At 64.5% G+C, this 14342-nt stretch carries 10 protein-coding genes; 5 read left to right on the top strand and 5 right to left on the bottom strand.

Annotated features, from left to right (window positions below; all coding sequences use genetic code 11):
- Positions 1-78 precede the first annotated feature (78 nt).
- The 5 genes from BLT86_RS22730 to azu all read left to right on the top strand — a co-directional run bounded on the left by BLT86_RS22730 (position 79) and on the right by azu (position 4801).
- Positions 79-993, top strand: coding sequence for a glycerophosphodiester phosphodiesterase (locus BLT86_RS22730; protein ID WP_074913826.1), 915 nt, complete (start codon positions 79-81; stop codon positions 991-993).
- Between the two features lie 528 nt (positions 994-1521).
- Positions 1522-2136 (top strand): LysE family transporter, encoded by a 615-nt coding sequence (locus BLT86_RS22725; protein ID WP_074913825.1) that lies wholly within the window; start codon positions 1522-1524, stop codon positions 2134-2136.
- 236 nt (positions 2137-2372) lie between these two features.
- Entirely contained in the window at positions 2373-2960 is a 588-nt protein-coding gene (locus BLT86_RS22720; protein WP_092379792.1) for an LOG family protein, read from the top strand.
- A 64-nt stretch (positions 2961-3024) separates the two neighbouring features.
- Positions 3025-3960 carry a DUF808 domain-containing protein gene (locus BLT86_RS22715; RefSeq protein ID WP_021487890.1) on the top strand — a complete coding sequence of 312 codons (936 nt, stop codon included), beginning with the start codon at positions 3025-3027 and terminating at the stop codon, positions 3958-3960.
- A gap of 391 nt (positions 3961-4351) precedes the next feature.
- Positions 4352-4801, top strand: a complete 450-nt coding sequence (gene azu / locus BLT86_RS22710) for an azurin (protein WP_017678694.1) — start codon at positions 4352-4354, stop codon at positions 4799-4801.
- A gap of 49 nt (positions 4802-4850) precedes the next feature.
- Here the strand turns inward: azu and BLT86_RS22705 are convergent, their stop codons facing one another.
- The 5 genes from BLT86_RS22705 to BLT86_RS22685 all read right to left on the bottom strand — a co-directional run bounded on the left by BLT86_RS22705 (position 4851) and on the right by BLT86_RS22685 (position 14239).
- On the bottom strand, positions 4851-5744 hold the full coding sequence (locus tag BLT86_RS22705) for a transglutaminase family protein (RefSeq protein ID WP_072423256.1): 894 nt from the start codon (positions 5742-5744) through the stop codon (positions 4851-4853).
- The gene (locus BLT86_RS22700) at positions 5741-8227 is read right to left on the bottom strand and encodes a circularly permuted type 2 ATP-grasp protein (RefSeq protein ID WP_072423257.1); all 2487 of its coding nucleotides are present in this window, start codon (positions 8225-8227) and stop codon (positions 5741-5743) included. The genes BLT86_RS22705 and BLT86_RS22700 overlap by 4 nt, the downstream gene beginning before the upstream one ends.
- A 182-nt stretch (positions 8228-8409) precedes the next feature.
- Positions 8410-11703, bottom strand: coding sequence for a transglutaminase family protein (locus tag BLT86_RS22695; RefSeq protein WP_092379790.1), 3294 nt, complete (start codon positions 11701-11703; stop codon positions 8410-8412).
- 185 nt (positions 11704-11888) lie between these two features.
- Entirely contained in the window at positions 11889-12995 is a 1107-nt protein-coding gene (locus BLT86_RS22690; RefSeq protein WP_092379787.1) for an SO2930 family diheme c-type cytochrome, read from the bottom strand.
- 2 nt (positions 12996-12997) lie between these two features.
- Positions 12998-14239, bottom strand: a complete 1242-nt coding sequence (locus BLT86_RS22685) for a parallel beta-helix domain-containing protein (RefSeq protein WP_092379784.1) — start codon at positions 14237-14239, stop codon at positions 12998-13000.
- Positions 14240-14342 lie beyond the last annotated feature (103 nt).

Genomic DNA, 14342 nt, shown 5'->3' with positions numbered 1-14342 from the left:
ACCGACCGCCACCACAGCACTTGCCAACGCCCCCTGCGCTGGGGCACAAAGTCCCGAACCGCTTTCGAGACCCGGCCCATGCTGCGCTTCACCCGATTTCTGCTCGTCCCGCTGCTGCTGATCGGCATCATCGTGCTGGTACTGACGCTGACCAGCCGTCAGGCGAGCATGCCTGCGGTGCTCGAAGACCTCGGCGAACGCCCTCTGGTGATCGCCCATCGCGGTGGCAAGGGGCTATGGCCGGAGAACACCCTGTTCGCCTTCGAACGCGCCGCTGCTCTCGGCGTCGACATGCTGGAGATGGATCTGCACCTGAGTCAGGACGCCAAGCTGGTGGTGATCCATGATGAAACCCTGGAACGCACCACCAATGGCCAGGGCCCGGTCGCGCACTTCAGCCTCGCCGAACTGCAAGCGCTCGATGCCGGCTACAAATGGACGGCCGATGGCGGCCAGAGCTATCCCTACCGTGGCCAGGGTACGCGCATCGCCGCGCTGGAAGAGGTGTTCGAGCGCTTCCCATTGATCCCCAAGGCGCTCGAAATCAAGGTGCCCGATGTCGGCATGGAAGCTGTGCTCTGCGAAATGCTGGCGGCTTATGACCAACTCGATCGGGTCATCGTCGGCAGCTTTCATGAGCGCAGCCTCAAGCGCTTTCGTGAGCTCTGTCCGGAGGTCGCCACCTCGGCCGGACCGGTTTCGGTGCGCCTGTTGCTGGCGCTGAACTGGTTGGGTCTGAGCGACCTGCTATCACCCTCCTACCCGGTACTGCAGATTCCGCCCCAGCACAGCGGCCTGACCCTGGCCACCCCGCGCCTCATCGGCAATGCACAGACGCGTGGCTTGCACGTACAGCTGTGGACAATCAACGAACAGCCGGAAATGCGGCGATTACTGGAAATGGGCGCCAACGGTCTGATCACCGACTACCCGGATCGCGCCTTGCAGCTGCTCGGCCGCTCCACACAGCTCGGCGCGCTGCAGCCACAATGATGGCGAGCAACTCGCCACTTGGTCTTCGAGCCCGCCCGACAGGCGCTTGGTGGCCTTGCCACCAGCTTATCCACAGACCTGCCAACAGAATCCGGGGATAACCTGCTGTGCCCACAGAGCAGCCGGCGAAAACGCTGGACAAACCGACCCGCCTTCGCTCTCGCTCGAGTCTTCAAAGGCGCTGATCAAAAAACCAGCAAAGCGCTGAAAGACCCGCCAAATCGAGCCCTCAGCAATGCTTACAGCGCTTACCAACAAAACTATCCACAGACATCGTGGACAACCAACAACAGCCCGAAAAATTCCCTTCCAATTGTCAACCCACTGTGTACAAAGGAAAAATTCCGTTGCTCAAATATTCGTCAGCATGGCCGGAGCAACGCACGACGAGGCCAGCAGAGGAGCACTACCAGCTTAACCACAGAGATATCCACAGACCCCGTGGAAAACTTTATTATCGGCGTCTGGCACGCCACCTGCTATGAACCTCACGCTTCCCTGCCCTGCCTCTTCTCGTAAGGACACTTCATGTTCAGTTTCTTCCTCGCCGCCATGCTCCTCGGCTTCGTCTTCAACGCCGCGCCAGGTGCCGTTTTCAGCGAAACCCTGCGCCGTGGGCTGCGTGACGGCTACAAACCGGCATTGTTGGTACAGATCGGCTCGCTGGTGGGCGATGCTACCTGGGCCGCCCTGGGCCTGACCGGCCTGGCGCTGCTGCTCGACAGCGCACAGATTCGTTACCCGCTGACCCTGGCCAGCGCACTGTATCTGGCCTGGCTCGGCTACCAGTCGCTGCGCGACGCCCATCGCCCGCCGCAACCCAGCGACGATGGTCAGGTCGCGGCCGGAGGCGCATTCGCCGCTGGCGCTGCGCTGTCGCTGACCAACCCGCAGAACATCGTCTACTGGGCCGCCATGGGCGGGGCGATGGCGGCCATTGGCGTTGCCCAGCCAACGCCGACGCACCTGGCGGTGTTCTTCGCCGGCTTCATGGTGTCCTCGCTGCTCTGGTGCTTCATCTGCGCCGGCCTGGTGGACTGGTTTCGCCGCGCCGCGTCGCTGCTCTGGCACCGCCTGACTTACGCAGCCTGCGGCGTGGTGCTGCTGGGTCTGGCCGGGATGAGTGCGATGGAACTGGTCTGAGCGAGCCGCGACTATTGCCATCATCGAAACAATCTAACGGCGCGGCGCCAGCAACGGGACTAGCCTGAACCACATGTCCCCGCGTCAGGAAGCCGCGCCATGTACCTCAACGATCTGCTCAAGCAATTGCTCGCCAGTTACGCCTGCGCCACCTGCGGCATTGATACGCGGCACTGATACTTGGTGCGAACGCAGCGGCTGGTTACCCTTGGCTTATTTGCCCAAGGAGTCGTTGCATGTCCCTGCATAGTGTCTGTGTCTTCTGTGGTGCCAGCCCTGGCGCCAGTCCCGTTTACCGCGAGGCTGCCGAAGCGCTCGGCCAGCACCTGGCCGAGCGCGGCATTCGCCTGATCTATGGTGGCGGCGCCGTCGGCCTGATGGGTGTGGTCGCCGATGCGGCGTTGAACGCCGGTGGCGAAGTGATCGGTATCATCCCGCAAAGCCTGGAGCGCGCCGAGATCGGCCATCGCAACCTGACCTGCCTGGAAGTGGTGGACGGCATGCATGCACGCAAGGCGCGCATGGCCGAACTGTCAGACGCCTTCATCGCCCTGCCCGGCGGCCTCGGCACCCTGGAAGAGCTGTTCGAGGTATGGACATGGGGCCAGTTGGGTTACCACGCCAAACCGCTGGGCCTGCTGGAGGTGAACGGTTTTTACAGCAAACTCGGCGACTTCCTCGATCATCTGGTCGCCGAGCGCTTCGTTCGCCCACAGCACCGCGAGATGCTACAGATCGCAGGCGACCCGCAGAACCTGCTCGATGCCCTGAGCGAATGGCGCCCCAGCGCGGCGCCGAAGTGGGTGGATCGCGCGCCCGTCTGAACCTGTACGCAGACATGTAACACAATGCTACGCTCTGCGGCTTCTCTCTCATGGAAGCCGCAAAATGGCCGGAAGCAGCCTGCTCGCCCTGATCGACGACATCAGCACGGTACTCGACGACGTCGCCACCATGACCAAGATCGCCGCACGCAAGACCGCCGGCGTGCTGGGCGACGACCTCGCGCTCAATGCCCAGCAGGTCACCGGGGTCAAGGCGGATCGCGAACTGCCGGTGGTCTGGGCCGTGGCCAAGGGCTCGCTGGTGAACAAGGCGATCCTGGTGCCGGCGGCGCTGCTGATCAGCGCCGTGGCGCCCTGGCTGGTGGTGCCCTTGTTGATGCTCGGCGGTTTGTTCCTCTGCTACGAAGGCGCCGAGAAGCTGCTGCACAAACTGCTGCACAAGCATGAGGATGACGAACAACAGGCACACCTGGAAGCCATCGCCGACCCTGCCGTCGACCTGGTGGCATTCGAACGCGACAAGATTCGCGGCGCCGTGCGTACCGACTTCATTCTCTCCGCGGAGATCATCGCCATCACTCTGGGCACCGTCGCCACTGCCAGTTTCCTCAATCAGGTGCTGGTGCTCAGCGGCATCGCCCTGCTGATGACCGTCGGCGTCTATGGCCTGGTGGCTGGCATCGTCAAGCTCGACGACGCTGGGCTCTACCTCAGCCAGCGCACCAGCGCCTTCGCCCAGGCCTGCGGCCGCGGCATCCTGCGCCTGGCCCCCTGGCTGATGAAGGCGTTGTCGGTGATCGGCACAGCGGCCATGTTCATGGTCGGCGGCGGCATCCTCAGTCATGGCCTGCCGCCGGTGGAAAGCGCCGTACATCTCGCCGCCGAATGGGTCGCGCGTGATGCCGGCCACCTGCTCTCGGCGGTGGTGCCGACGCTGCTCAATGCCCTGCTGGGTGTCGTCGCCGGCTTGCTCAGCGTACCGCTGGTCAATCTGGCCACCCGTCTGTGGCAGGCCCTGCGCAAACCGCAGTCCGCTTAAGAAAACGCTCACTTTCTCATCAATCGTCTGCGCCCCTTGCCGGGCGCAGTCGAGGCCGGCTTTCCCCAAGCTTATCCACAGCTTGATCCACGGCTTTCGTGGATAACCGGCCAGTGGCTGTCCAGACATGCTCAGAAGCCTTGACTTCTCGCTCAAGCAATTCATTTCAAAGCATTTTTCAGTGGCGAGCAGGTGTCCTGGGCAAAAGCTGACCAGATACCCAGAAAGCCCGCGGAAACAGGCCTCGAGCTGGCATCACAGAGCTTCCCCACAGAATTATCCACAGCTTTTCTGGATAACCAGGCGTGGCGTTCGGTCGCATCCATAAGCGCAGGCAGCTGTGCGAGTCTCTTCAGACCTGACCGGGTTATCAGAAACTGGAGGAATCAAGATGTTGCGTAACGTTGCCCTGCTGGCGCTGCTCGGACTTGCCAGCACACCGCTTCTGGCTGCCGAATGCGCGGTAGATGTCGAGTCGACCGATCAGATGACCTTCAACACCCAGGCCATCTCCGTCAGCAAGAGCTGCAAGACCTTCACCGTCAACCTCAAGCACACCGGCTCGCTGCCCAAGACCGCGATGGGCCATAACTGGGTGCTGAGCAAGACCGCCGACATGCCCGGCGTGGCCACCGACGGCATCTCTGCCGGCCCTGATGCCAGCTACCTCAAGGCCGGCGACGAGCGTGTGATCGCCCATACCGATCTGATCGGCGGTGGCGAAAGCACTTCGGTAACCTTCGATGTCAGCAAGCTGGCGGCAGGCGAAGACTACAGCTTCTTCTGCTCCTTCCCTGGCCACTACTCGCTGATGAAAGGCAGTCTGGCCCTGGTCGACTGAGGCCACCACAAACCGTGGGAGATGCGCCTGTCGCGCCCTCCCACGAACCTCATCCCAGCGGCAGCACCGTCACCTGCACGTCCGGGTCGTGGCTGCCGCCCCCCAGAATCACCCCTCGCAACGGCGACACGTCGGAGAAATCCCGGCCCCAGGCCAGGGTGATGTGCTCCAGTGCCGGACGCACGTTGTTGGTCGGATCGAAATCCACCCAACCCTGCCGCGGGCAATACAGCGACACCCAGGCGTGCGAGGCATCCGCGCCGATCAGGCGTGGCTGGCCGGGTGGTGGCTGGGTCAGCAGGTAGCCGCTGACGTAGCGCGCCGCCAGGCCACGCGAGCGCAGGCAGGCGAGCATCAGGTGGGCGAAGTCCTGGCAGACCCCGCGCTTTTCCTCCAGCACCTGCAGCAGCGGCGTCGCCACCTGAGTGGCTTCGGCATCGAAACTGAACTCGTCGAAAATCTTCTGCATCAGCGCCTGACATGCCTGCAGCAGCGGGCGCCCCGGCGTGAAGCAATCGTCGGCGTAGTCGGCGAATACCTGCTTGAGACGCACGTAGGGCGACTCGAAACGGTAGCGTGCTGCCTCCAGCAATGCAGGCTCCATCCGTTTGCCGCTGTAGCTGAGCGCGGCGCACGCAGCCTCCCAGTTCGGCGAGTCGTCCAGCTCCAACGGCACACGCGTGAGCACCTCGACGCGCAACCGTGCGCTGACGCTGAGCTGCTCATGCGGGCGCTCGAACACCAGCCGAGTCAGTGGGTTGCCGAACACGTCCAGGCCGTCGCGGCGCTGGCAGGGCTGCGGGTCGATGCGCAGCTCCTGCTCGTGGCAGCGCTGCCAGGGGCAGTCACGCGGCCACAGGTGCGCCAGCTGCTGGGCCAGGGAAACCGGCGCCGAGTATCGGTAATGGGTGTCGTGAAGCACCTGATACAACGCGCTGCTCATGAGGATTGCGTCCGCTGGCTGACATCGACATGGGCGAAGAAACGCAGCCCGAGATGATCGGAGACCGCGCCGGCGGCCTCACTGATGGCCACCAGCAAATCGGCCAGGCCTTCAAGCACCGCCCGAGTGCTACCGGGGCCGAACAATGGGTTTTCCAGGCTGGCTAGGCTGAAGGCGGTGAGCTGCTGCTCCAGATAGACCAGGTAGCGCTCGGCTGGCAGCTCGAAACGTTCGTTGAGCCCTTCCAGCGAACGCAGCAGGGTGCGCATCTGGAAGATCACGGCGTGCGGGTTCTGCTCATCGAGCAGCAACAGGTCGAGTACCGGAATCAACTGCGCCGAAGCCAGGTAACGGGTGCGGTAGGTGATGCTGCTATTGCCCAGCTCCAGCAGCCATTCCAGCGCCGACTGGTCAGTGGCCGAACCGCTACGCAGGAAGCCGGCGAAGCTGTCGCAGAGAAACTGCAAACGCTCGATATAGCGGCCGAGCATGAGAAAGCGCCAGCCGTCGTCGCGGGTCATGTCGTCGAGGGCGAAGCCCGACAGCGCCGCCAGCGACATCAACAGTCGGTTGAGAAAATCCAGCAGCTCGCCAAAGTCGGCCGGTTGGCCCTCGAGCAGCTGCGCCTCGCGCTGCAATTCCACCAGCGCCTGCCAGTTGGCCTGGGACAGCTTGCCACGCACACTGCCAGCGGCCCACTGCAAGCGCTGCAGATTGGAGCGCAGGCTGGCCGGCCAGTCACTGCCCAGCAGCGCCTGTAGCAGACGCTCAGCCAGCTCGCCCTCCTCGGGATCTGCCAGCAGTCCCAAATCCTGCGCCAATGCCAACGCGCTCTGCAGCGCCTGCGGGTCGTCATCGTCATCGACGTAGCGCGCCAGCATGATACGCAGCAGGCGCGCATTGCCCTCGCAGCGCTCGGCGTAACGACCGAACCAGTACAGGTTCTCCACCACGCGTGAAGGCAGGAAGGGGTCGCTGCGCACCAGGTCGGCAGTGCCCAGGGTGCGTTGCGTCTGCCAGGGCTCGCCGCCGCTCTGCCGCGTGCCCAGCACCCAGGTGTCCTTGCTCGCCCCACCGCGCTGCATCGACACCACCTCCGCATCGGCCTCGGCGGCCGCGCGGGTCAGGCCACCGGGCATCACCCGATAGCCATCGGCACTGGCCACGGCGAACACGCGCATGCCGATGGCCCGCGGCTGCAAACCGCTACCATCCCACACCGGCGCCTGCGACAACTTGGCCCGCGCTTGCGCGACATAGGCGTAGGGGCGTGCCTGCAGTCGTTCGGCCAGCTTGGCGCGCTGCGCCTCGTCCAGGTCACGACCGAACACCGGCGTAAAGCTCTGCGAGGGGAACGCCGGGCGCACCAGCAACTGGTCGAGCTTCTCCAGCGCCTCGTCCAGCACCGGCGGCTCGCCGCACCACCAACTGGCGATGGACGGCAATAGCAGTTCCTCACCCAACAGATGCTCGCTGATCGCCGGCAGGAAACCGGGCAAGCCGGGCGACTCCAGCACGCCGCTGCCCAGGGCATTGGCCACCAGCACGCGACCACGGCGTACGGCTTCAAGGAGGCCGGGCACGCCGAGGGCGGAATCGGTGCGCAGCTCCAGCGGGTCGCAGTAGTCGTCGTCGAGGCGGCGCAGCACCGCGTGCACGCGGCGCAGGCCGGCCAGGGTCTTGAGGTAGAGAGTGGCATCGCGCACGGTCAGGTCGCTGCCTTCGACCAGCGGGTAGCCGAGCTGACGCGCCAGGTACAGGTGCTCGAAGTAGCTTTCGTTGAAACGCCCTGGCGTGAGGAGTACCACCAATGGCGTCTCACCGCCGCTCGGCGCCTGGCGTGCCAGGGTGTCCTGCAGGGTACGGAAGAAACCGGCCAGGTACTGCACGCGCAGATCGCGGTACAGCTCGGGGAAGGCGCGGGAGACGATTTGCCGGTTCTCCAGCGCATAACCGGCACCGGAGGGCGCCTGGGTGCGGTCGGCGGTGACCCACCAACGACCATCCGGCGCCCGGGCCAGATCCACCGCGTACAGGTGCAGCCAGGTGCCTCCAGGCGCCTGCATGCCCTGGCACGGCCAGAGGAAGTTGTTGTGGCCGAACACCAGCTCGGTCGGCAGCAGGCCTTCGGCGATCAGTTTCTGCGGACCGTAGAGATCGGCCAGCACGCGGTTGAGCAGGGTCGCGCGCTGCGCAACGCCGGCGGCGATCTGCTGCCACTCGTCAGCCGGTATCAGGTTGGGCAGCAGGTCCAGTTCCCAGGGTCGGTCGGCGCCGTCGGGGTCGGCATAGACGTTGTAGGTAACGCCGTTTTCCTGGATCTGCCGCGCCAGCATGGCCTCGCGCTGCGCCAGATGCTCCGGGCGGCTGCGTACCAGTTGTTCATAAAGGCGGCGCCAGTGCGGGCGCACGTTGCCCTTGGCGTCGAGCAGTTCGTGGTAGGCGCCGTTAGGCGGCGGGTAATCGGCTAGCAGGTCGTGCATGGCAGGCTCGGCAGTGGCAAGGCGGTGCGGCTTTAAACTCCCCTCTCCCATTTATGGGAGAGGGGCCGGGGAGAGGGCTGAAAAAAGCGCGAAGTCGCCCACTCTCCCCTCTCCCTGCCCCTCTCCCCAGAGGGGCGAGGGGACTGATCGCGGTAGCCGACACTCAGGTGAGCAACATGTCGTCAAAAGCGACGCAGATCCAGGGTCATCGGCAGTTCATTATTGTCTATCGGCTGCATGACAGGGCGCTTGCCCGGGCTGTGGCCCAGGCGGAAGAAGCGTGCCAGGCGCCGGCTCTCGGCCTCGTACGCGTTGACCGGCAGGCTGTCGTAGTTGCGCCCACCCGGATGTGCCACATGGTACTGGCAACCGCCCAGCGAGCGCTGCATCCAGGTGTCGACAAGGTCGAACACCAGCGGCGCGTGCACGCCGATGGTCGGTTGCAGGCAACTGGCCGGCTGCCAGGCGCGGAAACGCACACCACCGACGAACTCGCCAACCTTGCCGGTCGGGCGCAACGGCACCGGCACGCCGTTGCAGGTCAGCACGTAGCGATCCGGCGCCATGCCGTTCACCTTCACCTGCATACGTTCCAGCGACGAGTCGACGTAACGCACGGTGCCGCCGACTGCGCCCTCCTCGCCCAGCACATGCCAGGGCTCCAGCGCCTGGCGCAGCTCCAGATCGATGCCCTTGACCACGAAATCGCCGGCCTTGGGGAAACGGAACTCCATATGCGGGGCGAACCATTCACTGCGTAGGCGATAACCGAAGCTGCCCAACTCCTGCAGCACGTCGGCGAAATCCTGCTCGACGAAATGCGGCAGCAGGTAGCGGTCATGCAGTTCGGTGCCCCAGCGCACCAGCTTCGCCGGGTGGTAGGGCTCCTGCCAGAAACGCGCGATCAGCGCACGCAGCAGCAGTTGCTGGGCCAGGCTCATCTGCGCGTGCGGCGGCATTTCGAAGGCGCGTAGCTCGAGCAGGCCGAGGCGGCCGCTGGCCGAGTCCGGCGAGTACAGCTTGTCGATGCAGAACTCAGCGCGATGGGTGTTGCCGGTGACGTCCACCAGCAGGTTGCGCAGCAGGCGGTCGACCAGCCAGGGCGGGCAGTCGCGACCCGGCTCGGGCATCTGCGCGAAGGCGATCTCCAGCTCATACAGAGCATCGTTGCGCGCCTCGTCCACGCGCGGCGCCTGCGAAGTCGGGCCGATAAACAGACCGCTGAACAGGTAGGACAGCGACGGATGGTTGTGCCAGTAGCTGATCAGGCTGCGCAGCAGGTCGGGGCGGCGCAGGAAGGGCGAATCCCCCGGCGTGGCGCCGCCGAGGACGAAGTGGTTGCCGCCGCCGGTGCCGGTGTGGCGCCCGTCGATCATGAACTTCTCGCTGGACAGGCGCGACTGCCGCGCTGCCTCGTAGAGAAATTCGCAGCGCTCGACCAGCTCATCCCAGCTTGCGGCTGGGTGGATGTTGACCTCGATCACACCCGGATCGGGGGTGACGCGGAAGTACTGCAGGCGCGGGTCCAGCGGCGGCTCGTAGCCTTCCAGCAAGACCGGGCAATTGAGCTCGGCCGCCACGGCCTCGATGGCCGCGACCAGCTCCAGGTAGTCTTCGAGATGGCTCAGCGGCGGCATGAACAGGTACAGGCGCCCCTCGCGCGGCTCGGCACAGAGCGCGGTGCGCACGATGCCGGCGGCCGATTGCCCACTGGCCGGACGCGCGCTCTGCGGGCCAGCACTCGCGCCGCGCCAGACACCGCGCAGCTGACGCTGGATCTGCGCCGGGCTGGGCAACGGCGGCAGCGCCTGACTGGGGTCGACCGGATTGACGTAGGGGTAGTCGGCCTGACTGACCCAGGGCAGCGAATCCAGCGGCAGGCGATAGCCCAGCGCCGAGTCACCGGGCAGCAGGCGGCAATGTTCGTCACGCAGGAACCAGCGCCCGCTCTGCCAGCCCTCGCCCACCACCTGACGCGCCAGCGGCAGCACGTGACCAACCACGGCATCGAGGCCCTGATCGAACACCTTGCGCAGGCGCTCGCGCTCCAGTGGGTCGCTCAGGTGTGGATCATCCGGGGTAACGTTGTCCGGCAGCTTGCGCTCGCGCCACAGGTAGTAGAACCAGTCCTCATAGGCCGGGAAAACGTTGCTGCCATCTACGCCCAGATGCGCCGCCAGGGTGGCGAGAAAGCGCGAGGCCGTTTCTGCCGTAGCGCCATAACCGCGCTTCTCATCGGCCAACAGCTTGGGGTCGTGCCACAGCGGCTCACCATCACGACGCCAGAAGCAGTTCAGCGACCAGCGCGGCAACTGCTCGCCGGGGTACCACTTGCCCTGGCCGAAGTGCACCAGCGCCTTGGGCGCATAGTGACTGCGCAGACGGTAGAACAGATCGGCGGCCAAGCGGCGCTTGTTCGGCCCCAGTGCGGCGGTGTTCCACTCGTCGTCATCAGGGTAATCGAGGGCGACGAAGGTCGGCTCGCCACCCATGGTCAGGCGCACGTCGTGCTTGTGCAGGTCATCGTCGATCTGCCGGCCCAGCGCCTGGATCGCCTGCCACTGCGCCTCGCTGTAGGGCTTGGTGACGCGCGGCGCCTCCCACACACGCTCGACGCTCATCAGGTGCTCGAACTCCACCTCGCACTCGTCCAGTCCGCCGGTGATCGGCGCCGCCGAGGATGGCTCCGGGCTGCAGGCTAGCGGAATATGGCCTTCACCGGCGAACAGGCCGCTGGTCGGGTCGAGACCGACCCAGCCGGCACCAGGCAGGTACACCTCGCACCAGGCATGCAGGTCGGTGAAGTCCTTGTCGGTGCCGCTGGGGCCGTCGAGAGCTTTGACGTCGGCGGTGAGCTGGATCAGGTAGCCAGAGACGAAGCGCGCCGCCAGGCCCAGGTGACGCAACAGTTGCACCAGCAGCCAGGCCGAGTCGCGGCACGAACCAGCGGCCAGCTCGAGCGACTGTTCCGGCGTCTGCACGCCCGGCTCCATGCGGATCAGGTAGCGGATGTCAGCCGACAGGCGCTGGTTCAGCTCGACCAGAAAATCGATGCTGGGCACCGGTTCGCGGGAAATGCCGGCCAGGTACTTGGCGAACAGCGGCGTGGCCGGCAGCTTAACCAGGTACGGCGCCAGCTCGCGCTGCTCGCCCTCGGTGTAGGCGAAGGGAATGCGCTCGGCGTAGGGTTCGAGGAAGAAGTCGAAGGGGTTGAACACCGCCATCTCGGCGACCAGGTCCACCTCGACCTTGAACTCGCGGGTCTTCTCGGGAAACACCAGGCGCGCCAGGTAGTTGCCCTGCGGGTCCTGCTGCCAGTTGATGAAGTGCTGGCCCGGTTCGACCTTCAGCGCATAGGAAAGGATGCGTGTGCGACTGTGCGGCGCCGGCCGCAAACGTACGACTTGTGGCCCAAGGTTCACCGCACGGTCGTAGCGGTAGTGGGTGACGTGGTGCAGCGCGACATGAATCGACACGGCGGCCTCCTGCTAGCCTGGACGATACTCAGTGCAGCGCAAGACTTATGCCAGAGGCAACCCGCTTGTTTCCCAGCGTGCCGCACCCCACAAGCACCTTATCAGGGCATTGTCCGCACCAAGCTCGGATGGATGCACAACTATAGAGCAGGCGTCGGCAGCACTGATGATAATTAAGCGCGACTTCAGCACTCGCCGTCGAGACTGGCGATCCAGCGGTCGATCACCTCCAGCCCTTCGCGGTGGGAGGTGGAGCGGCCCAGCTCGGGCATCATGATGCTGGGATCGGTGCTGTGCAGGCGGAAGCTCAGCACCGATTTTTCCGGCGTACCGGGATGAATGTCCACCAGGCGATCACCGGAGCCCTTGCCCGCGGCCACGGGTTGCTTGCACAGACCATAGGCGATGCTCAGCGGTGTAGCCGGATCGAGATACAAACCTGAGGTACGCCCCGGCCCTTCAGGGTTATGGCAGTGCGAGCAGTTGGCATCCAGATAACTACGCGCCTGATGCTCCAGACTCTCCCCTTCACGCGGCGCGCCCCACAGGGCGTTGCGTGGAACGCCGGCCATGTCAGCCGGAACGCCTTGCAGAAAACCGATACCCTGCCAGTGCAACAACTGGTTGGCCGCTCCATCGGCATAGGCGAAATCCTTGTTCAGATGACGCGCCTTCGGCCCCAGAGGTTGTACGCCCTTGCCCGCCTGCTCCTCGTGACAGCCCGCACACTGGTTGGCATCGGGCACCTGATAGTCGACCGCCAGCACCTCGCCAGTTTCATCATGCAGTTGCAGATCGAAGCTGGCGCCTGCCCAGTCCAGCGTGGCCTCGCGTTGCGCCTCGTCCCAGATGTAAGGAAGGGCAACCCAGCCCTGTTCCTGACGTAGCAGGATGCGCGTCTCGATCAGCCGTACCCGCTTCAGTTCCACCGCCTCGACATCGTGCTGCTCGCTGCGCTGCAACCGGCCCTGGGTATCGATCGGGTAGTAGAAGGTTTTGCTCAGCACGGTGCCAACGGGGTAATCGAAACGCGCTTCGGCATAGCGAGCATGGCTCCCTTCGGGCAGCCAGATCGTACGCAGCTTGTGCGCATAATCGGTGAACAGCGGCGTATTCAGATCGTAGGGCTGTACACCTTCGACTGGCTGCAACTGGCCGTCACGCTGTTGCAGCACACCCCAGGCGCTGAGCTTGTGCGGGTAGTTTTCACTGCCGGGCAGATACAGGGGCGTACGCGCTTGCTCACAGGCGCCGAGCAGCGAGGCGGCGATCAACAGCCAGGCGCACTTCATACTTACTTACCTGCCTCGGCCAGGGCTGCGCGCAGCTCGACGGCAGGAAGACGAGGCAGCTCGCAGCGGTGCGGCTCGATGTCCGTGCTGATGTTCTTGTAGCCGCCGGGGCCGTCGACGTTGACGATGCCGGCATCGCCATTGTCGATGCAGATGGCCAACTCAGCCGGCAGCTTGCCATCGACCAGTTTTTCAGGGTTCACGTAACCATCCCAGAGGATGTCCGGCAGGCGGCCATTGAGACCGAACTTGGCCAGCCTCAGCGCTTTCAGCTCGAGGTTGTCGGGGCTGTCGCCGCCCGGTCCGAAGCGGTTGCCATGAATATGAATGGCCTCCGGGTAGGGATCGAAGTCCGCCTCGGTGGAGAGGTCGGTGTAGCCGGTGCTGAAGTAGCTGCTGACGATCACGTTGGCCGTGCGGTGGTCGCCAATATCGTTATCGAAAATCTCCACCTTGTCGTTGGAGTTGACCAGCACGCCAGAGCCCGCCGGCACACTGGCGACTGGCGTGCCCTTGTGGCCGAAGTTCTTGTGGTTGTTGCTCTCGACCTTGTTGCGGTAGACGCGTGTGGTGTGTCCTGGCTGCGGCAGGTTGGGCATGTTGAATACCAGAATGCCGCCGGTGTTGCCGGTGGCGACGTTGTCGTAAACGTCGGCACCGATGGTGTTCTCGATCTCGATACCGGCGACGTTGCGCTCGGCACGGCTGTTGCGCACCACCACGTTGCGCGACTGGCCGACGTAGATGCCGGCGTCCGAGGCAGCGATGGCCACCACGCCGTCGATCAGCACATTCTCGGTCTGTACCGGATAGATGCCATAGGCACCATTCTCGGTAGCCGGGCCATTGGTCCACTCGGTGCGCACGCGACGGATGATGATGTTCTGGCCGCCAACCACCTTGAGCGCATCGCCCTTGGTGTCCTCCAGCGCCAGGTCCTCGATGGTGAAGTCGGAAGCGTTCACCAACAGCCCTTCGGCGCCGGACTTCTGGCCCTTGAAGTTGAGGATGCTCTGATCCATGCCGGCACCGCGCAACGTCACGCCACTGACCTTGAGACTAAGACTGCGGTCGAGCTGCCAGGTGCCGGCGGGAATCTCGATTACCTCACCCGGTTTGGCCTTGATCAGCTGCGTCTGCAGTTGCTTCTGAAAGTCGAGACTGGCCACGGGCGGCGCTTCGCTCTCCCCGCATGCTGTCAGCAGCAAGGACAGAGCAATAAACGAGGGGGCGGCAAGGCGCATGATGGGAGCTCCACTGTTGTTTTTATATTCTGGAACTATAGTACCAGAAAATAGACAAGCCAACCCTCACAAGCTGCGCCATGAAACCAAGGGAGATGCTTGC

The sequence above is a fragment of the Pseudomonas sihuiensis genome (assembly GCF_900106015.1).
Taxonomy (GTDB): Bacteria; Pseudomonadota; Gammaproteobacteria; order Pseudomonadales; family Pseudomonadaceae; genus Aquipseudomonas; species Aquipseudomonas sihuiensis.
This window is presented reverse-complemented; position numbering and strand designations above follow the sequence as displayed.